General features: G+C 66.1%; 21 protein-coding genes. 16 read left to right on the forward strand and 5 right to left on the reverse strand.

What is annotated here, in order from left to right:
* Positions 1-50 precede the first annotated feature (50 nt).
* From FHS94_RS12795 to tatC, 4 genes are all read left to right on the forward strand, one after another.
* Positions 51-1,061: a glycoside hydrolase family 3 protein gene (locus FHS94_RS12795; RefSeq protein WP_184058420.1), complete on the forward strand. Its 1,011-nt coding sequence runs from the start codon at positions 51-53 to the stop codon at positions 1,059-1,061.
* Positions 1,062-1,145: 84 nt separating this feature from the next.
* Positions 1,146-1,394, forward strand: coding sequence for a twin-arginine translocase TatA/TatE family subunit (locus FHS94_RS12800; protein WP_184058422.1), 249 nt, complete (start codon positions 1,146-1,148; stop codon positions 1,392-1,394).
* 53 nt (positions 1,395-1,447) lie between these two features.
* Positions 1,448-1,816, forward strand: a complete 369-nt coding sequence (gene tatB, locus FHS94_RS12805) for a Sec-independent protein translocase protein TatB (RefSeq protein WP_184058424.1) — start codon at positions 1,448-1,450, stop codon at positions 1,814-1,816.
* Positions 1,813-2,607: a twin-arginine translocase subunit TatC gene (gene tatC / locus FHS94_RS12810; protein ID WP_425506184.1), complete on the forward strand. Its 795-nt coding sequence runs from the start codon at positions 1,813-1,815 to the stop codon at positions 2,605-2,607. Before tatB ends, tatC begins: the two co-directional genes overlap by 4 nt.
* Positions 2,608-2,772: 165 nt before the next feature.
* On the opposite strand, the gene FHS94_RS12815 is transcribed toward tatC, so the two are convergent.
* From FHS94_RS12815 to FHS94_RS12825, 3 genes are all read right to left on the reverse strand, one after another.
* Positions 2,773-2,907, reverse strand: coding sequence for an entericidin A/B family lipoprotein (locus tag FHS94_RS12815; protein ID WP_184058426.1), 135 nt, complete (start codon positions 2,905-2,907; stop codon positions 2,773-2,775).
* A gap of 267 nt (positions 2,908-3,174) precedes the next feature.
* Positions 3,175-4,791 carry a sensor histidine kinase gene (locus FHS94_RS12820; RefSeq protein ID WP_343055279.1) on the reverse strand — a complete coding sequence of 539 codons (1,617 nt, stop codon included), beginning with the start codon at positions 4,789-4,791 and terminating at the stop codon, positions 3,175-3,177.
* An 11-nt stretch (positions 4,792-4,802) separates the two neighbouring features.
* The gene (locus FHS94_RS12825; RefSeq protein WP_184058429.1) at positions 4,803-4,892 is read right to left on the reverse strand and encodes a NepR family anti-sigma factor; all 90 of its coding nucleotides are present in this window, start codon (positions 4,890-4,892) and stop codon (positions 4,803-4,805) included.
* A 418-nt stretch (positions 4,893-5,310) separates the two neighbouring features.
* Here FHS94_RS12825 and FHS94_RS12830 point away from each other — a divergent pair, with 418 nt between their 5' ends.
* From FHS94_RS12830 to FHS94_RS12840, 3 genes are all read left to right on the forward strand, one after another.
* Positions 5,311-6,117, forward strand: a complete 807-nt coding sequence (locus tag FHS94_RS12830) for a response regulator (protein WP_184058431.1) — start codon at positions 5,311-5,313, stop codon at positions 6,115-6,117.
* A 41-nt stretch (positions 6,118-6,158) separates the two neighbouring features.
* Positions 6,159-6,296: a hypothetical protein gene (locus FHS94_RS12835; protein ID WP_184058433.1), complete on the forward strand. Its 138-nt coding sequence runs from the start codon at positions 6,159-6,161 to the stop codon at positions 6,294-6,296.
* Between the two features lie 96 nt (positions 6,297-6,392).
* Entirely contained in the window at positions 6,393-7,034 is a 642-nt protein-coding gene (locus FHS94_RS12840) for a sigma-70 family RNA polymerase sigma factor (RefSeq protein WP_184058435.1), read from the forward strand.
* Here FHS94_RS12840 and FHS94_RS12845 read toward each other — a convergent pair.
* Complete coding sequence (locus FHS94_RS12845) at positions 7,018-7,206, reverse strand: hypothetical protein (protein ID WP_184058437.1); 189 nt, start codon at positions 7,204-7,206, stop codon at positions 7,018-7,020. The two genes, FHS94_RS12840 and FHS94_RS12845, sit on opposite strands and share 17 nt — an antisense overlap.
* Before the next feature lie 131 nt (positions 7,207-7,337).
* Here FHS94_RS12845 and FHS94_RS12850 point away from each other — a divergent pair, with 131 nt between their 5' ends.
* The 8 genes from FHS94_RS12850 (at position 7,338) to FHS94_RS12885 (ending at position 14,509) form a co-directional block, all read left to right on the forward strand.
* Positions 7,338-9,935: a [protein-PII] uridylyltransferase family protein gene (locus FHS94_RS12850; RefSeq protein ID WP_184058543.1), complete on the forward strand. Its 2,598-nt coding sequence runs from the start codon at positions 7,338-7,340 to the stop codon at positions 9,933-9,935.
* Between the two features lie 2 nt (positions 9,936-9,937).
* On the forward strand, positions 9,938-10,393 hold the full coding sequence (locus FHS94_RS12855; protein ID WP_184058541.1) for a peroxiredoxin: 456 nt from the start codon (positions 9,938-9,940) through the stop codon (positions 10,391-10,393).
* A gap of 25 nt (positions 10,394-10,418) precedes the next feature.
* The gene (locus FHS94_RS12860; protein ID WP_184058439.1) at positions 10,419-11,216 is read left to right on the forward strand and encodes a ferritin-like domain-containing protein; all 798 of its coding nucleotides are present in this window, start codon (positions 10,419-10,421) and stop codon (positions 11,214-11,216) included.
* Between the two features lie 108 nt (positions 11,217-11,324).
* Entirely contained in the window at positions 11,325-12,035 is a 711-nt protein-coding gene (locus tag FHS94_RS12865) for a M23 family metallopeptidase (protein ID WP_184058441.1), read from the forward strand.
* Between the two features lie 90 nt (positions 12,036-12,125).
* The gene (erpA, locus tag FHS94_RS12870) at positions 12,126-12,464 is read left to right on the forward strand and encodes an iron-sulfur cluster insertion protein ErpA (protein WP_184058545.1); all 339 of its coding nucleotides are present in this window, start codon (positions 12,126-12,128) and stop codon (positions 12,462-12,464) included.
* Position 12,465: 1 nt separating this feature from the next.
* Entirely contained in the window at positions 12,466-13,251 is a 786-nt protein-coding gene (gene xth, locus FHS94_RS12875) for an exodeoxyribonuclease III (RefSeq protein WP_184058443.1), read from the forward strand.
* A gap of 36 nt (positions 13,252-13,287) precedes the next feature.
* Positions 13,288-14,082 (forward strand): transporter, encoded by a 795-nt coding sequence (locus FHS94_RS12880; RefSeq protein WP_184058445.1) that lies wholly within the window; start codon positions 13,288-13,290, stop codon positions 14,080-14,082.
* 154 nt (positions 14,083-14,236) lie between these two features.
* Positions 14,237-14,509, forward strand: coding sequence for a hypothetical protein (locus FHS94_RS12885; protein WP_184058447.1), 273 nt, complete (start codon positions 14,237-14,239; stop codon positions 14,507-14,509).
* 40 nt (positions 14,510-14,549) lie between these two features.
* On the opposite strand, the gene FHS94_RS12890 is transcribed toward FHS94_RS12885, so the two are convergent.
* Positions 14,550-15,704, reverse strand: coding sequence for an N-acetyltransferase (locus tag FHS94_RS12890; RefSeq protein WP_184058449.1), 1,155 nt, complete (start codon positions 15,702-15,704; stop codon positions 14,550-14,552).
* A 108-nt stretch (positions 15,705-15,812) separates the two neighbouring features.
* Here FHS94_RS12890 and FHS94_RS12895 point away from each other — a divergent pair, with 108 nt between their 5' ends.
* Positions 15,813-16,916 (forward strand): fatty acid desaturase family protein, encoded by a 1,104-nt coding sequence (locus tag FHS94_RS12895; protein WP_184058547.1) that lies wholly within the window; start codon positions 15,813-15,815, stop codon positions 16,914-16,916.
* The last annotated feature ends 5 nt before the right edge of the window (positions 16,917-16,921 follow it).

The following is a 16,921-nucleotide window of genomic DNA, read 5'->3' on the forward strand; positions in this document are numbered from 1 at the left end:
GCCATAGCGGCGCATGACGGGCCGTGTGCGACACGCTACACGGCCCGGTCATGAAGCCCGTGATCTTCGGCCTTTCCGGCCCCGAACTGACACCTGACGAACGCGCCTTCTTCATCGAAGCGGCGCCGGCGGGATTTATCCTGTTCCGCCGCAACATCGAGGACCGGGCGCAGGTAAAAGCGCTGACCGACAGCCTGCGTTCGCTGTTGGGGCGCGACGACCTGCCGATCCTGATCGATCAGGAGGGCGGCAGGGTCGCGCGGATGGGTCCGCCCGAATGGCCGGCCTTTCCCGCCGGTCCGGCCTTTGACGCGCTGTACGATATCGCACCGATGTCCGCGATCGAGGCCGCGCGCGCCAACGCCCATGCGATCGGCCTGATGCTGAGCGAGGTCGGCGTGAGCGTCGACTGCCTGCCGTTGCTGGATGTGGCCGGGGCGGAGACGGCAGAGATCATCACCTGCCGTGCCTATGGCCGTGAGCCGATGCGGGTGGCGGCCATGGGGCGGGCGGTGCTGGAAGGATTGGCGGCAGGCGGGGTCGTTGGCGTCGTCAAGCATATGCCGGGGCACGGGCGCGCGTTGGTCGATTCGCACCTGACGCTGCCGACCGTGACCGCGAGCGACGAGGAGCTGCAGGTGGATCTTGCCCCGTTCAAGGCGCTGGCGAGCGCGCCGATGGGCATGACCAGCCACATCGTGTTCACCGCCTGGGACGCCGAGCGCCCGGCGACCCTATCGCCAACCGTCATCGACGAGGTGATCCGCAGTCGCATCGGCTTTGACGGGCTGTTGATGACCGACGACATCGACATGAAAGCGCTGTCGGGAAGCGCCGGGGACAAGGCCGCGGGTGCGATTTCCGCGGGATGCGACCTGGTGCTGGATTGCTGGGCAAGGATGGACGAGATGGTCGAGATCGCGGCCCGGTTGCCCGACATCACGCCGCGCGCTGCCGAACGGCTCGCCCGGGCGATGGGCAGCGTTGGCCGCCCCAGCGGTGATTTCGATGCGCTGATCGACACCCGCGACCGGCTTCTGGCGCTGTCATCGGCCGGGTGACGGATCGGCCGCGATCACAGGCTTTGCCAGTAGTAATGCCTGCCAAGGCGGCCTAGATAACACATAGCTTCAGGAGTAATCGTCATGGGCGGCTTCAGCCCCATTCACCTGCTCGTCCTTGCCGTTGTGGCCATTTTGCTGCTCGGCGGCGGGCGCTTTTCCAACCTGATGGGCGACGTCGCCAAGGGTGTGAAGAACTTCAAGAAAGGCATGGCGGAAGAGGAAGAGAACTCCTCCAAGCCATCGGCGCGCATCGAGTCGCAAAAAGCGGCGGAGCCGGCGTTCGATCGCGACGGTAATCGCGTTCGCGACGGACTGCGCGACGACGCCTGACCCTTGTTCACCTTGACCGTGTGTGGCCAGCCTGATGTGAGCGGGGGGCGCTGATGTTCAACGTCGATCCGTCCGAGCTGATGCTCGTCGCTTTTGTGGCATTGGTGGTCATTGGCCCCAAGGATCTGCCCAAGGCGATGCGCATCGTCGGCTATTGGGTCGGGCGCGCGCGCGGTGTTGCCCGCCAGTTCCGCCAGGGTTTTGACACCATGGTCCGCGAGGCCGAATTGGCGGAGATGGAGAAGAAGTGGGCGGAGGAGAATGAGCGGATCATGCGCGAGCACGCCAATCCTGCTCCTGAACCGGTCGCCGGGGTCGCTGCGATCGATGACACCCAGGAGCCGGTGATGGTGGAGCAGCCGCATGTTTCGCCCGCGCCCGAGGGTACGCCGCCTCACCGCGGGGATGGAGTGACTTCGTGACGGACGTCCATGGCGCGGCGGTGAATGACGAGCTGGAGGACAGCCGGGCACCATTGCTCGACCACCTGATCGAGCTGCGCCGCCGCTTGCTGTACTGCATTGCTGCCGTCGCGCTGTCGTTCGGCGTGGCCCTGTACTTTTCCGAGCCGATCTTCGCCTTCCTGCTGCAGCCGTTGAAGGCGGCGGGGCAGAGCACAGTAATCTACACGCAGATATTCGAAGCGTTCTTCGTGCAGGTGAAAGTCGCCTTTTTCTCGGCGATGATGATCAGCTTTCCGGTGATCGCAAACCAGCTGTGGCAGTTCGTCGCGCCGGGCCTGTACCGCAAGGAAAAGCGGGCGCTGTTGCCGTTCCTGTTCGCGACTCCTGTGCTGTTTCTGATGGGCGCGGCGCTCGCTTACTTCGTCGCGGTGCCGATGGCGCTGCACTATCTGCTCGGCTTCCAGGGCGACGTAGGGGGCGTCAAGCGCGAGGCGTTGCCGGCGATCGGCAATTACCTGTCGTTCGTGATGCAGTTCCTGTTCGGCTTCGGCACCGCGTTCCTGTTGCCGGTGCTGTTGATGCTGCTGGAGCGTGCCGGAATCGTGACCCGCAAAGGCCTGATCGGCGCGCGTCGTTACGCGATCGTGGGTGCGACGGCGATTGCGGCTGTGCTGACCCCTCCCGACTTGATGAGCCAGGTGTTGCTCGCGGTCCCGCTGATCATCCTCTACGAGCTGGCGATCATCGGCATCTGGTTCACCGAGCGCCGCCGCGCCAAGGAAGCGAGCGTACCGACGGTCGTCGAGTGACCTGATGCCGCGGCTGGTGAAGTTCGGGCAGGCGCCTTTGCGGTTGTATCGGTTCGCTCGACCGGGGCGCTGAAACAGCCGGCCATGCATTCGAAGCGCATGTAATAGCAAAACGGCTCCCCGCGGTCGCGAGGAGCCGTTCGTCGGTCTGAGTGCAGGTGCGCCTTACTTGGCGTTGTCGGCCGTCTTAGCCACCGTGCTGCCGGCTGAGCTCACGTCCTTGCCAACGCCCTCAACGGTGTTGCATGCCGAAACCAGCAGCACGCCCGCGACCAGCGCGAGCTTCAGAGCCTTGTTCATCTAATCCTCCGAAAGGCGGAAATGCCGATAGCGAAATGATCGGCACGCGTCGGAGGTTCCGGATAAGGGCCAAGGATGTTGGGGGAAAACTAAGGCCCGGAAGCGCCACCGGGGGGGGGGGAGGGGTGGGCGCTTCCGGGCCTATGTCAAGGATAGCGAGAGCGGGGGGGCATAAGGTCGCTATCCGAAGACAAGAACGGTGCGCGTGACGCGTGGTTCCAAGCCCCCAGACATTTTTCATTCACCTGTTGATTTTTAGCGGTTGTTTCAGTCGCGCCCGACGATGCTGATCGCGATTTCATACGCGCCGCTAAGGGGATCGTGGTGCAAGCGGGAGCGGAGCTGGCGGGCCAGCCCTTCCAGCACGCGACCGTAGCGAAGCGCTGCGCTTTCGTGCAGCCGGTCGCTTTCAACATAAGCCCGCGAGATCACGCGCAGGATGCCACGCGCGGGGTCGTCCTCCGCCTGGCTCAGCGCGATGCGGATCTGCGCAGCAGGGTCCACGGTCATGGCGAGCTCAATCGTCTCCGTCAGCAGGAAGGCGACTGCGACCGCGACGTCCTGGGTCACGAACAAGGGCGCTACATCGAGGCTTATGCCGAGCCCGGAACTGCCCGACGGAGCACTCGCGCGGATGCTGCTGGTCAGTTCGCCAATGGCGGCTCGTAGGTTCAGGCCGCGATTTTCCTCCATTTCGGCGAAGTGGTTGCGGTGAACCACGGCCAGGGCATCCACCCGCCGCTGGATCGAGGCATAAGCGGCGGCGGCGTCCGCGCTCGGCGCGCCGCGGGCGTGAAAGTTGATCAGGCTGGCGATGACCTGAAGGTTGTTCTTGACGCGATGGTGGACCTCTCGCGTCAGCTTGGTCTGGCGCACCAACCCCTCCGCCAGGCCTGCCTCGTGAGCGGCAACCGTGCGACTGATGGATCGGAAGGTGTCGCCAAGCTCCCGGATCTCCTGCGCCGGGGCATCGCGGGCCATGCCGGGGTCCATGACCTCGCCCGGTGAAAAGGCGGCAACGGCGGAGCGCAACTGCCGCAAGGGACGGATCAGCAACCGGTCGACGACGAACCAGCCGATCCCGGCCGCTGCCGCCCACATCAGGAGTGGCAGCAGCATCGCTACGATGAAGGACGACGAAATCGGCGCGCTGCGCACGCTGGTGCGCAAGGTCAGGTCGGCAATGCCGAGTTCGGGCGAGGTGGTTTCCGTTCGTGCGAAGGTGCTGAAGTCTTCTTCGGGTGACAGGTCCAGCACTTGATCATCATGGACCAGTGCGGTTCGAAACAGGCCAGCACGACCGCTGGGTGTTCCCAGCCGTTCCAGGAAATCCGAGGGGAACAGCGCCCGTGCGACGAGCCCCGTGCCGGGCGCGGCGGTGGCCATCACCAGACCGCGGCCGGGCAGAACGGTGGCGACCACTTCGCCCGATCGGACAGGCGGAAGCGTCGCTGGTGCCGCAATCGGCTGACCGCACAACAATTGACCGTTTCGGCCGATGATCGCGAAGCGGGTTCCCATCGAAGCCTGTTGCGCGAAAACGCCCTGCACGCGCGCGCAGCTGGGCGCATCGGCTGCATCGGAACCGAGTGCGGCCGCTGCCGTGCGCAGCGCCGTCATGTCGCCGATCAGTTCGATGGCGATCGCGCGGGCGCTTTCGTCAGCCGCAACGCGCAGACGCGCCCGCGCCTCCGCGTCGGCCAATCGGGTTGTCTGAAGGGTCGCGATCATCGCGATAAGGGCGAGCGGAAGCAGTGCCGCGCTGAGGATCAGGAACAGCTTGGCCCCGGTCGGCATCCGGGTGAACAACGAGCGCGCCTGGCGCGGGGTGTCGCCCACTTCTTCGGTGTCGACCGGTTCAGGAATAGCGGAAGCTGAGGCCATGTGGCCTCCCGTTAGTTAAGCTTGCCGAGCAGGTCGAGCAGATCGTCCGGCACTGCCTCGCTCACTGTTTCCTGGTACACCGAACGCAGGGCTGAACCCATGTCGCGGTCACGCCCAGGCAGCGATTTCGTGCGTGAAAACTGGTCCCGCGGCGAAAGTTGATCGTTCGATGCGCCGGTCCCCGACTGGGTCGTAGCATCCACCACTGGCGAGTCGACGGAAACGACGGGGGGCGCGGCGTGCGCTTTCTTCTGCGTTTCCCGGCCCGAACTCAACGACTTCCCCCTTGGACGGCCACTATGGGCTTCGACAGGCACAAACGCTGCCGGGCCAAAACCGGCCCGCAGCGCGCAAGTTACTGGGCGATGAAACCAAAGCGCTGCTCGATGGTTCCCCGCCCAGTCGAAAAAACCGCGTACGCCCCCGGGGGATCGGGCACGGTCTTTCGTCATCATGGCATTGCCCGGCGTCCGCCCCTGGCCCAAAGGGGTCGCCGCTCATCAGGAGATACCCACGCCCATGTCGCTTGGACAGCAACTCGCGCCGCACCTTCCATTCCTGCGGCGCTACGGCCGGGCTCTGACCGGCAGCCAGACCCAGGGCGACCGTTATGTCCGCGCAACGCTGGAAGCGATCGTGGCCGCGCCCGGAGAGTTCCCGCGGGACGTCGATCCACGCCTTGGCCTGTATCGCATGTTCCAGGGCATCTGGAATTCCGCGAACTACGACGTCGCCGACGAGCCATCAGCCGGTGGCGCCGAGGGCCAGGAGGCGGTGGCGCAGGCCCGGCTTGCGCGCATGACACCCTTGTCGCGGCAGGCGCTGCTGCTGACCGCGATGGAAGGGTTCACGCCCGAGGACGCGGCTTATCTGATCGAGGTCGAAACCAGCGAGGTCGAGCGACTGATCGCCGAAGCGCTGTCGGAGATCGAGAAGCAGACTCATGCGCGCGTCCTGATCATCGAGGACGAGCCCATCATCGCGATGGACATCGAAACTATCGTTCGCGATCTGGGCCATGAAGTGACCGGCGTTGCCGTGACCCGCGACGAAGCCGTGGCGCTGGCCATGGAGGATCGCCCCGGCCTGGTGCTGGCCGACATCCAGCTGGCGGACGATTCGTCCGGCATCGACGCGGTGAAGGACATCCTGGCCGAGTTCGAGGTTCCCGTGATCTTCATCACCGCCTTTCCCGAGCGGTTGCTGACGGGCGAGCGGCCGGAGCCGACGTTCCTGATCACCAAGCCGTTCCAGCGGTCCACCGTGAAGGCGGCGATCAGCCAGGCGCTGTTCTTCGATGAAAGCACGGTACCCGAAGCCGCGTAACAGTTACGGACCCAAAACGGATCTGGGAGGTTTATCGGCTCATGGCTGATCCGAACGAACGCGTAGAGCTGAACACCGACCAGGCGCGTGCGGGCGCGACCCCGCACATGACCCGCTATATCCTGCCGATCTCGTTGGTGCTGGTGATCGCGATTTTCGCGTATATCATCCTTCGCTGACCCCGGCCGTCCTTTCGGCCGCTGGCAATCGCCGGCGGCCGACCTTATGTTCTTGCCCGAGCGCACGGTTCTGCGCGGCAAGCCGATCGGAGCTTCATGAGCCAGCCAGCCACGCGCGACGACGATGACGAGGTCGTCGCACCCGTCGAACACGTCTCGCTGTCCGATCCCGAGTTCAAGGCGCAACTAGCGCAAGTGATCCCGCACCTGCGCGCCTTTGGCCGTTCGCTGTCGGGAAGCCGCGACCTGGCCGACGATCTTGTTCAGGAAACGCTGTTAAAGGCCTGGGCGGCGCGCAAGCGGTTCCAGGCGGGCACGAACATGCGGGCCTGGACCTTTATCATCCTGCGCAACCTGTACCTCAGCCAGATGCGGCGCGCCCGGTTCAAGGGCGAGTGGGACGATCTGGTCGCGGATCGCATCCTTGCCGCGCCTGCCAGCCAGGACCGCCATGTCGAGCTTGGCGACATGCAGCGCGCGTTGATGCATCTGCCCCAGCCCCAGCGTGAAGCGCTGATCCTGGTTGGCGCGGGCGGCTTCGCCTATGAGGAAGCGGCCGAAATCTGTCAGGTGGCGGTTGGCACCATCAAGAGCCGGGTCGCACGCGGCCGGGTGGCGCTGGAGTCGATCCTGACCGAAGGCAAGCTGCCGTCGCGCCGTGAGCACGATGCCGATCCCGACGTCACCGCACTCGACTCCATCATGGGGGATGTCGACGCGCTCAGCCGCGGTCGCTGACATCGGCGATGGCCACGCCGTCCAGCCGGTCAAGCGTTAGCCGAATATCGGGCGGTAGCGACCGGTCGCGACGATATACCCCGCGAAGCGCAAGTCCGATCGCATCGGTGCCGCGTGGCGCCTCGACCACCACCGTGGTTTGTGGGCAGGCGTGATGCGTGATGACCGACATGGCGGGATCAACGGCCGGATCGGAATAGTGTTTCGCCTTTATTGCAACCAGTGGTTTCACCGGTGACCGGACCACCGCCCGACTGGCGTGGTGCGGTTGCGCGGGCTGAGGCGCATGCGCCTTTTCTTCGCATGCTGCTCTCCCGCGAGCCCGACCTGGCCGCTGCCCTGGCGAACGGCGAGGCGCAGGTTGCCCCGCCTCCTGCATCGGACCAACCGGTCGCACGGAGGCTGAGGATCGAGCGTCGACGGCTGGCGCTGTCTGTTGCGGTCGGCGACCTGGCCGGGGCACTGGACCTGACGGCGGTCACTGCGGCGCTGACCGACTTTGCCGACCGTGCGCTGGACCTCGCGATCCGCACCGCGATCACTGAGCGTTACCCGGACGCCGAGCCGGTTGGATTCGCGGCGATTGCACTGGGGAAACAGGGGAGCCGCGAGCTCAACTACTCCTCCGACATCGATCCGATCCTGCTGTTCGACCCCCAAACGCTGCCACGACGTGCGCGCGAGGAGCCGGAGGAAGCGGCGGTGCGGATCGGCAGGCGCGTGGTCGAGCTGCTCCAAGCGCGCGATGGCGACGGTTATGTGCTCCGCGTCGACCTGAGGTTGCGTCCCTCTCCCGAAGTGACGCCGATCGTGCTGCCAGTGGATGCGGCGATAGCGTATTATGAGAGCCAGGCGCTGCCCTGGGAGCGCGCCGCGTTCATTCGCGCGCGGGCAGCCGCGGGAGATGTCGATCTGGGGCAGCGGTTCCTAGACGCGATCCGGCCCTTTGTGTGGCGCCGCGGGCTCGATTTCGGCGCGATGCGCGAGATCCGGGACATTTCGGCGCGGATTCGTGATCATCACGCCCAAGGGCAGCGGCTTGGGCCAGGCTTTGACCTGAAGCGCGGGCGGGGCGGCATCCGGGAGGCGGAGTTCTTTGCGCAGATCCACCAGTTGATCCACGGCGGACGCGATCCGGCGCTGCGCGTGCCGGCGACGCGTGAGGCGCTGGCAAAGCTCGCGTCGGCGGGATGGGTCGGTGCGGACGAGGCACGGGTTCTGGCCGACGCTTATTCGCTGCTGCGGACGATCGAGCATCGCGTGCAGATGGTCGACGATCGCCAGACCCATGCGCTGCCGGTGGACGGAGCGCTGGACGGGGTGGCGCAACTGCATGGCTTGGCCGACGGTGACGCGCTGATCGAGCTGCTGCGGCCGGCAACGAACGGCATCGCGACGATATACGACGGGTTGGACGACAGCCGGCGGCCCGAGCTGTCACGGGACCGGGTGATCCTGGACGCGGCGCTGGCCGAATATGGGTTCGCAGCGGATGCGGGGGCGGGTGACCGGGTCGCGCGCTGGCGGGACGGGGCGTACCCGGCGCTGCGCAGTCCGGCAGCACGCGCGGCGTTGGAGGCGGTGTTGCCCGTGGTGATGCCCGCGCTGGCGACGGCGCCGGACCCACGCGCGGCGCTGACGCGGTTTGACCGGCTGCTGGAGCGGCTGCCGAGTGCGATCAACGTGCTGCGCCTGTTGGAAGCGCGGCCTGCGTTGACGGAGCTGACTGCGGCCATCCTGAGCCATGCGGCCCCGCTTGCGGAGGCGCTGGCGGCACGTCCCGAGCTTCTCGACGGGTTGCTCGACGGGCACGCATTAGGGCCGGTCGGGACGGTGCCGGACCTGGCCGCAGCCATGCGGGTCGGGGATCCTGGCGACGATTATGGCGCGCAATTGGACCATGTCCGCCGCGTGGTGGGCGAGATACGCTTCGCGCTCGGGGCGCAGGTGGTAGCGGGCGTCAGCGATCCGCTGGACGTTGCGGCAGGATATTCGCGACTGGCGAAAGCGGCGACCGAGGTGCTGGCGGCTGCCGCGGTGGCCGAGTTCGAACGCGCGCATGGGCGCGTGCCGGACAGTGAGCTGGTTATCCTGGCGCTGGGCCGGTTCGGGGGTGGCGCGTTGACCAACGCGTCCGACCTCGACCTGGTTTACCTGTTCACCGGCGACTTTGCTGGCCAGTCCGACGGTGCGAAGCCGCTGGGCGCGACGCTGTACTTCAACCGGCTGGGGCAGCGCGTGACCGCCGCGTTGTCCGTGGCAACCGCCGCCGGGCCGCTTTACCCGGTCGACACGCGGCTGAGGCCATCGGGCAGTTCGGGGCCGCTGGCGGTGTCGCTCGACTCGTTCGAGCGCTACCAGCGCGAGGAGGCCTGGACCTGGGAGCACATGGCGCTGACCCGGGGGCGGCCGGTGTTCGGGTCGGCGGCGGCGCGTCAGGCGGTGCAGGACATCATCGCGCGGGTCCTGGGCGGCGACCGGCCGTCGCGGGACATTGCGGCTGAGGCACGATCGATGCGTGCCGACATGGCGGCGCACAAGCCGCCTACCGGGCCGCTCGATGCGAAGCTGTTGCCGGGCGGCCTGGTGGACCTGGAGTTCGCGGTTCACGTCGTCCAGTTGGCGCACCGGGCAGGGTTCGATCCGGACCTTCGGCGCGCCATCGACGCGCTGGTCAAAAGGGACCTGTTGCCGCCGACGATGCGCGACGCGCACGACCTGCTGACCCGCTTGCTGGTCACGCTGCGGCTGGTAGCGCCCGATGCGGCCGAGCCCGCAACCGCCACGCGGGCGCTGATCGCGTCGGCGGTTCGGGCGGCGGACTGGGACGAGGTGGTTGCCCGCCTCCTGACGACCCGGCAGGAGGTAGAGGCGGTTTGGGCGCGGGTGGCGAAGGGATGAGCATGGAAACGGGCGCGGCACTACCGGCTGGCAGCGTGACGCTGGCCGACGGAACAACGGTCGCGCTGTCCGACCTGCCGCTGCCGGCAGTGATCTATTTCTACCCCAAGGACGACACCAGCGGCTGCACCCGCGAGGCGCAGGATTTCACGGTGCTGGGCGATGACTTCGCCGCCGCTGGCGCGAGCGTGATCGGCGTGTCCAAGGACAGCCCGGCAAGCCACGCCAAGTTCGCCGCCAAGCAAGCGCTGACGGTGACGCTCGGATCCGACGAGGATGGCAGCGTATGCGACGCTTTCGGCGTCTGGGGCGAAAAGCAGATGTACGGGCGCACCTATCTGGGGATGGAGCGCGCGACCTTCCTGTTCGACGTGAACGGTCGATTGGCGAAGGTGTGGCGCAAGGTGAAGGTGCCGGGCCATGCGCAGCAGGTGCTGGATGCGGTGAGGGCGCTGTGAGCCCTGGCAAGGCGCCAGGATGCACATGACCAGCGTTGCAGAGGCATGCCGCCGCGTCCTGACGACGGGCGACCCCCTGACCAAGGTCAAGACTGCCAGGGCAGTCGCGCGGGCTTGGCGGCGGGGTTTGCTGTTGCACGACTTCGACGTGGCCGTGCCCGATGCGCCCGCGCGGCCGGCCGAGCCTGAACTGCTGCCGCCCAACCGAATGCCCAAACGGGGCAAGGGCGGGTCCGAGCGGGGCCGGGTCGCCCTGCTGCATGCGCTCGCCCATATCGAGTTCGTCGCGATCGACCTCGCGTTCGACATGGCCGGGCGGTTCGGCGCGCTGTTCCCGACCGGCTTTGTCGACGATTGGCTGTCGGTCGGCGCGGACGAGGCGATGCATTTCGCACTGCTCGACCGGCGCCTGCGCGTGCTGGGCAGTCGCTATGGCGCGTTGCCGGCCCATGCGGGGTTGTGGGAAGCAGCCACTGGCACCGCTGACGACGACCTAGCCCGGCTGGCAGTGGTGCCCATGGTGCTGGAGGCGAGGGGCCTGGACGTCACGCCGGAAACCGTGGCCCGCTTCGAAGCGGCGGGTGATCTGGCGAGCGCCCGTACTCTCAACCGCATCTACACCGATGAGATCCGGCACGTGTCGGTCGGCACCCGCTGGTTCCTTCATGGCTGTGCGCGAAACCGGATCGAAACGCCGGCGACTCACTGGCAAGCCCTTGTGACACGGCATTTTCGGGGTGGGTTGAAGCCGCCGTTCAACGACTCGGCGCGCGAGTCTGCCGGTCTGACGCGAGACTTCTACGCGCCTATTGCGTCATCCTGAGACACGCTGGCACACATTAACCGTCAAGCGCGGGTGGGGCTGCGTCGACACATGGAATGCACCAGTGCCGGTCCGGCGACGGATCCGGTGCGCTCATGCCGAGGTTCGATGACCAAGATTCGTAACGCGCTGGCCTTTGTGACCGCGCTGGCGCTCGGGGGAACGGGTATCGCGCAGGCCGCCGAAGGCGACGGGCACAAGGCAGCTGCCGTGGGTGGCCCGCTGGTTCCCGCAGCCAGCAGCGAAGCGACGGCGAACCTCAACGCGGACCAGCAGTATCGCTCGCTGTTCCTGAGCTGGAAGAAGCTCGACACGGTCGGACAGGGGCTGGGCAGCATCGGCGCGATCGCGATCCCGTCGGTCCAGCCGGTATCCAAGCTTCAGTTCACCAGCAACTTCGGCATCCGCTCCGACCCGTTCCGCGGCACGGCCGCGATGCACGCGGGCGTCGATATTCCCGGTCCGGTCGGCACGCCGATCTATGCAACCGCCGATGGCATGATCAGCAACGCCGACCGCCGCGGCGGCTATGGCAACATGGTTGAGATCAACCACGGCAAGGGCATTGCGACCCGGTACGGCCACCTGTCCAAGATCCTGGTTGCTGATGGCCAGCGCGTTACCCGCGGCCAGCTGATCGCGCTGATGGGTTCCACCGGTCGCTCCACCGGCCCGCACCTTCATTACGAAGTCCGGATCGACGGCCATGCGGTCAACCCGATCCCTTTCCTGACCACGGCCGACTATCTGCTCGCCGCCAAGGATCAGACGGTTCACGCCATTCCGGTGTCGACCGACGGCCCGGCTCCGCAGGACTGATCACGATAACTGGCCGGTCGGAGTGATCGGCCTGTTGTTGATGGTGGTGCGGTGATTGCCGTTGCGGCGCCCGCGTCCTATCTGGACCCCATGGCCAGTCTCGCTTCCGATATCGCCCTTAGCCCTGCCGCCGCGGCGCGTGTTGCCGCCATTGCGGGCAAGCAGGGCAAGCCTGCCATCCTGCGCCTCGCGGTTGATGGCGGCGGATGTTCGGGGTTCCAGTACCGGTTCGGCTTTGCGGATGCTGCGGAGGCCGACGATACGGTCGTCGAGACGGACGGCGTTCGCCTGGTCGTCGACAGCGTGAGCCTGGATCTCGTGCGGGGATGCCAGGTCGACTATGTCGAGTCACTCGGCGGCGCGGCATTCCGGGTCGAGAACCCCAATGCGGCTTCGGGCTGCGGCTGCGGTTCCAGCTTCGCCATCTGACGTGAAGATCGTCACGTACAACGTCAACGGGATCAAGGCGCGACTGCCGCGCCTGATCGAGTACCTCAACGAGGGGGACGCCGACGTGGTCTGCCTTCAGGAGCTGAAGGCGCCTGACGAGGCGTTCCCGATCGCGGACATCGAAGCTGCCGGATACGGCGCCGTCTGGCATGGGCAGAAGAGCTGGAACGGCGTTGCCGTCCTGGCCCGAGGAAGCCAGCCCGTCGAGCGGCAGCGCGGCCTGATGGGCGACCCCGACGACGAGCATAGCCGCTATTTGGAGTGCGACATCGTTGCCCCGGACGGCGGCAGGATCGTGGTTGCGTCATTGTACCTGCCCAACGGCAATCCGCGGCCCGGCCCCAAGTTCGATTACAAGCTGCGTTGGCTGGAGCGGCTGCGCGTGCGCGCGGGCGAGTTGCTGGCCGAGGAAGTGCCGGCGGTGCTCGCGGGCGACTACAACGTGATTGCCAACGATGACGACACCTACTCGGTGCGTGCCATGGCCGAGGATGCGTTGATGCAGCCCGAGAGCCGGGCGGGCTATCGACGTCTGCTGGGCGACGGCTGGACCGATGCGCTGCGAACGCGACAGCCGGCTGGCGGTGTCTGGACGTTCTGGGACTATCAGGCCGGCGCGTGGCAGCGCGACGCCGGGTTCCGTATCGACCATCTGCTGCTGTCACCGAGTGCTGCCGACCGGCTGGTCGATGCCGGCGTCGACAAGGCTTATCGCGGCCGGGAAAAGGCCAGCGATCATGCACCCACCTGGGCCCGATTGCGTTAGAGGCGCAAAGCGTAACGATCGCGAAGGGGCTATGGCATGATAAGGTGGGCGTTGGCCGGGGCAGCGTTGCTGACCGCGGTTCCCGCAGCAGCGCAGGATCTGCGCTTTTGCCCGACACGGCCCAGCCTGGGCTCCTCCGCCTGCATCACCGATCCTGGGCATGTTCACCTGGAGATCGGCGCAGTGGATTGGGAGCGCGATGACCGTAGCGACGCCCGTGACGACCAGGTGATCGCGGCCGATATGCTGGCCCGGATCGGTGTCGGCCCCACGACCGAGCTACAGATTGGCTGGACCGGCTTTGGCCATGTCCGCGATCGTGACAAGCAATCGGGCGGCATCGAGACGACGAACGGCGTTGGCGACGTGACGCTCGGGGTACGGCAGAACTTCCTTCATCCGGACGGCAAGGGCCTTTCGATCGGCATCCAGCCCTTTGTGACGCTGCCAACGGGGCGAAGCCCGATCGGGGCAGGCGACTATGCGCTAGGCGTGATCATCCCCGTTTCCTATGACCTGTCGGACTCACTCAATCTCAACTTCACCGGCGAGGTGGACGACGCTGCGGACGAGACTCGCGACGGTCATCATGCCGAATATAGCGGGATCGTGGGCCTGGGTTACCAACTCTCCAAGCAGGTGACCGTGGTGGGCGAAATGTCGCTGGCGCGGGTCGAGACGGAAGACCGGTACGAAACGCGCGCATTGGCGGCCGGGTCGATCGCGTGGCAGCCGCGTCAGGGATTGCAGCTCGACCTGTTGACGGTTGCCGGCCTGAATCGGACGTCGCCGGATGTGCGCGTTGCGCTGGGGGGCGCTGTGTTGTTCTGACCGCATTCTGGCGATCCGCGCCAGAGATTGGCGGCGGCATAAAGCGGCAATCGAGCTAAGTCGTTGTGATTGCTGCGCGGAGGTGTTTGGCACAGCTAATGCACTACTATGGTCAGAAGCGGCGCTGAGCCACTTCGGACCATAGGAGGTTGCGATGTCGAAGACCCTGCTGACCCTTGCTGCATTCGGACTGCTCGCGTCGGCCAATGCAAGCGCTGACCCTCGCGAGCCCAAGCCCGCTCCGTCCGCGAGCCCGGCCACGAATGACGGTTCGCTCGCGGACCGCACGGCCAGCGCTTCCCAATCGCGTCGCTACTGCATTGTCGCAGGGGACATTACGGGTACGCGTATCAACCGGAAGATCTGCCGTACGCGCGACGAGTGGATGAAGCAGGGCTTCGACCCGCTTGATCCGGTAGCACGCTGACCCTTTCCGTCGCGGCGCCCGGGGTGGGCGCCGCGGCTGGTCAGAATTCGCGGCCGTAGACGGTGTAGACCTTGTTGACCTGGCTATCGATCGTCTCGGCGATTGAGCGCATCCCCTGGTTGTCCTCCAGGATCCAGCCAATCTCACCCCGGCTGGCGCCGTAGCGCTCCACCGAAGCGCGGCGGATATATTCGATCATCATGAAGGCGAGCTGTGACGCGAGACGCGAGGACTGAAGCTCCTTTCGCACGCCCATCAGCGGCACCCGCATCGTGCGCACCTTTGGCGCCCGCAGCCAGAGGAGCAGCTTTGCCCAGCCGAACGGCAGCAGCGAGCCGTTGAGCGGCTTGATCGCCTCGTTCAGGTCTGGAAGCGTGATCATGAAGGCGACCGGCTTGCCGTCCAGTTCGGCGATCCGGATCAGGTCGTTGAACACGATCGGCTTCAGCTTGACGCCCACGTCCTTGATCTCGGGCGGGGTGAGGGGAACGAAGCCCCAATTGTCGGCCCATGCGTCGTTGAGGATGTCGAGGATGATGGCGGCCTCTTCCTCGAACTTCTTCTTGTTGACCTCACGGATGCGGATCCGCGGGTTGTTCTCACCCGACTTGATGATCCGTTTGACGATCGGCGGGAATTCCTGCGTGATGTCGAGCTCATAGGTCATGAGCTGCTTCACGGCCGAATAACCGGCGCGCTCGATCCAGCCCTGATAGACGGGTTTGGCATGGCCCATCATGATGGTCGGGCTGTGGTCAAAGCCACGGACCAGCAACCCCGGCTCTTCCCAGATCGACTGTGAGATGGGGCCGAGCGCGCGGACCATGCCCTGTTCGCGCAGCCATTGCTCCGCGCGGGCGAGGAGCAGGGTGAAGATCTCTTCCCGCTCTGCTTCCATCAGGCCCCACTGGCCAGTGCCGGGACCAAAGCCCTGTTCGGCGGGCATGGTCAGCGCAAGCGTGTCGATATGGGCAGAGATGCGACCCACCACGCGACCCTGTTCTTCCGCCAGAAAAAGCTGCGCCTTGGCGTGGCTGTACCAGCCGTTCTTTTCCGGCGTGATCAGCCCCAGCGCTTCACCCTTTAGCGGCGGCACCCAGTAAGGGTCATCCTTGTACAACCGGAAAGGCAGGTCGACGAAGGCCTGGCGGTCGCGCTTGCTGTGAATGGGGCGGATGGAGAGTTGGTCGGCCATGAGCCGACGTTTAAACGGCCGCGTCGATCATGGCGAGCGACCTTTCCGTAAAAGGGGCGCGTCGCAATGCCACGCTGTCGCCACTATATTACGGCAATGCCAATCGCCATGAACCAGTCGTTCGCCCTTGACCGACGCGCCGCAGCCGCCGTGCCGGCGACGGCTCGCGTGCCCTTTCACCAGATCGCCGATGACAAGGCGATGCTGCGTGCGGCCGCCGAGTTGACCCGCGACCTCGCAACGCCGCGCCCGGCAATCTATTGGGCGGACCTGGGCGTGTCGGCGTTGGTCGGCTATGCCGCGCTGGTCGTTGCGGCGACAGCTGATGCTACGTGGCTGACGATTGTCGCGTCGGTGGTATCGGTGCTGGCGCTGTATCGGGCGCTGCTGTTCATTCACGAGATCAGCCATGTGAAGCATGCCGCGCTGCCACGGTTCCGTCTCGGCTGGAATGCGCTGGTCGGCGTACCGATGCTGACCCCGTCCTTCATGTACGAAGGCGTGCACAACCTGCACCATGCCAAGACGCGCTATGGCACGTCGGAGGATCCGGAGTATCTGCCGCTGGCATCCATGAAGCCGTGGACGCTGCCGGTGTTCATCCTGGTATCGCTGCTGGCGCCGCTGGGCTTGCTGATCCGCTTTGCGATCCTGGGGCCGCTGTCCTTCGTGATCCCGGCCCTTCGGCGGCCGGTGGTGGAGCGCTTTTCCGCGTTGGCGATCAACCCTGACTTTCGTCGCCGGGTGCCGGAAGGCGAGGCATTGAAGCAGTTCAACCGCATCGACCTGTCCGCCAGCGCCTGGGCACTGACGTTGGTGGCGTTGGTCGCAGGCGGGGTGATCCCGTTGCGGTCGTTCGCGATCGGCTTTGCGATCATGTCGGCCGTGGCGGTGCTGAACCAGGTGCGCACGCTGGTCGCCCACCTGTGGGACAATCACGAGGGTGAGGCGATGAGCGTCACCGCCCAGTATCTCGACTCCGTCAACGTGCCGCCGCCATCGACGCTGCCGGCTTTGTGGGCGCCCGTGGGCCTGCGCTACCATGCGCTGCACCACCTGCTGCCCGGATTGCCCTATCACTCGCTGGGTGAGGCGCATCGCCGGATTTCCGCGGCGCTGGATGGCAGCTCGCCCTATCACAAGGCGAGCTATGCAGGGCTGCCGGGGCTGGTTGGCCGGCTGGTTCGTTCGACAATGGGGCGTAAGGGCTAGGGAAA

Origin of the sequence: Sphingomonas aerophila, assembly GCF_014199305.1 — a bacterium.
In the GTDB taxonomy this organism is placed as follows: domain Bacteria; phylum Pseudomonadota; class Alphaproteobacteria; order Sphingomonadales; family Sphingomonadaceae; genus Sphingomonas; species Sphingomonas aerophila.

Bases quoted from the DNA above. Each gene is read 5' to 3' on its own strand.
- FHS94_RS12795 (WP_184058420.1), top strand. From the start codon at position 51: ATGAAGCCCGTGATCTTCGGCCTTTCCGGCCCCGAACTGACACCTGAC.
- FHS94_RS12800 (WP_184058422.1), top strand. From the start codon at position 1,146: ATGGGCGGCTTCAGCCCCATTCACCTGCTCGTCCTTGCCGTTGTGGCC.
- tatB (WP_184058424.1), top strand. From the start codon at position 1,448: ATGTTCAACGTCGATCCGTCCGAGCTGATGCTCGTCGCTTTTGTGGCA.
- FHS94_RS12815 (WP_184058426.1), bottom strand. From the start codon at position 2,907: ATGAACAAGGCTCTGAAGCTCGCGCTGGTCGCGGGCGTGCTGCTGGTT.
- FHS94_RS12820 (WP_343055279.1), bottom strand. From the start codon at position 4,791: ATGGCCTCAGCTTCCGCTATTCCTGAACCGGTCGACACCGAAGAAGTG.
- FHS94_RS12825 (WP_184058429.1), bottom strand. From the start codon at position 4,892: ATGGGTTCAGCCCTGCGTTCGGTGTACCAGGAAACAGTGAGCGAGGCA.
- FHS94_RS12830 (WP_184058431.1), top strand. From the start codon at position 5,311: ATGTCGCTTGGACAGCAACTCGCGCCGCACCTTCCATTCCTGCGGCGC.
- FHS94_RS12835 (WP_184058433.1), top strand. From the start codon at position 6,159: ATGGCTGATCCGAACGAACGCGTAGAGCTGAACACCGACCAGGCGCGT.
- FHS94_RS12840 (WP_184058435.1), top strand. From the start codon at position 6,393: ATGAGCCAGCCAGCCACGCGCGACGACGATGACGAGGTCGTCGCACCC.
- FHS94_RS12845 (WP_184058437.1), bottom strand. From the start codon at position 7,206: ATGTCGGTCATCACGCATCACGCCTGCCCACAAACCACGGTGGTGGTC.
- FHS94_RS12850 (WP_184058543.1), top strand. From the start codon at position 7,338: ATGCTGCTCTCCCGCGAGCCCGACCTGGCCGCTGCCCTGGCGAACGGC.
- FHS94_RS12855 (WP_184058541.1), top strand. From the start codon at position 9,938: ATGGAAACGGGCGCGGCACTACCGGCTGGCAGCGTGACGCTGGCCGAC.
- FHS94_RS12860 (WP_184058439.1), top strand. From the start codon at position 10,419: ATGACCAGCGTTGCAGAGGCATGCCGCCGCGTCCTGACGACGGGCGAC.
- FHS94_RS12865 (WP_184058441.1), top strand. From the start codon at position 11,325: ATGACCAAGATTCGTAACGCGCTGGCCTTTGTGACCGCGCTGGCGCTC.
- erpA (WP_184058545.1), top strand. From the start codon at position 12,126: ATGGCCAGTCTCGCTTCCGATATCGCCCTTAGCCCTGCCGCCGCGGCG.
- FHS94_RS12880 (WP_184058445.1), top strand. From the start codon at position 13,288: ATGATAAGGTGGGCGTTGGCCGGGGCAGCGTTGCTGACCGCGGTTCCC.
- FHS94_RS12885 (WP_184058447.1), top strand. From the start codon at position 14,237: ATGTCGAAGACCCTGCTGACCCTTGCTGCATTCGGACTGCTCGCGTCG.
- FHS94_RS12890 (WP_184058449.1), bottom strand. From the start codon at position 15,704: ATGGCCGACCAACTCTCCATCCGCCCCATTCACAGCAAGCGCGACCGC.
- FHS94_RS12895 (WP_184058547.1), top strand. From the start codon at position 15,813: ATGAACCAGTCGTTCGCCCTTGACCGACGCGCCGCAGCCGCCGTGCCG.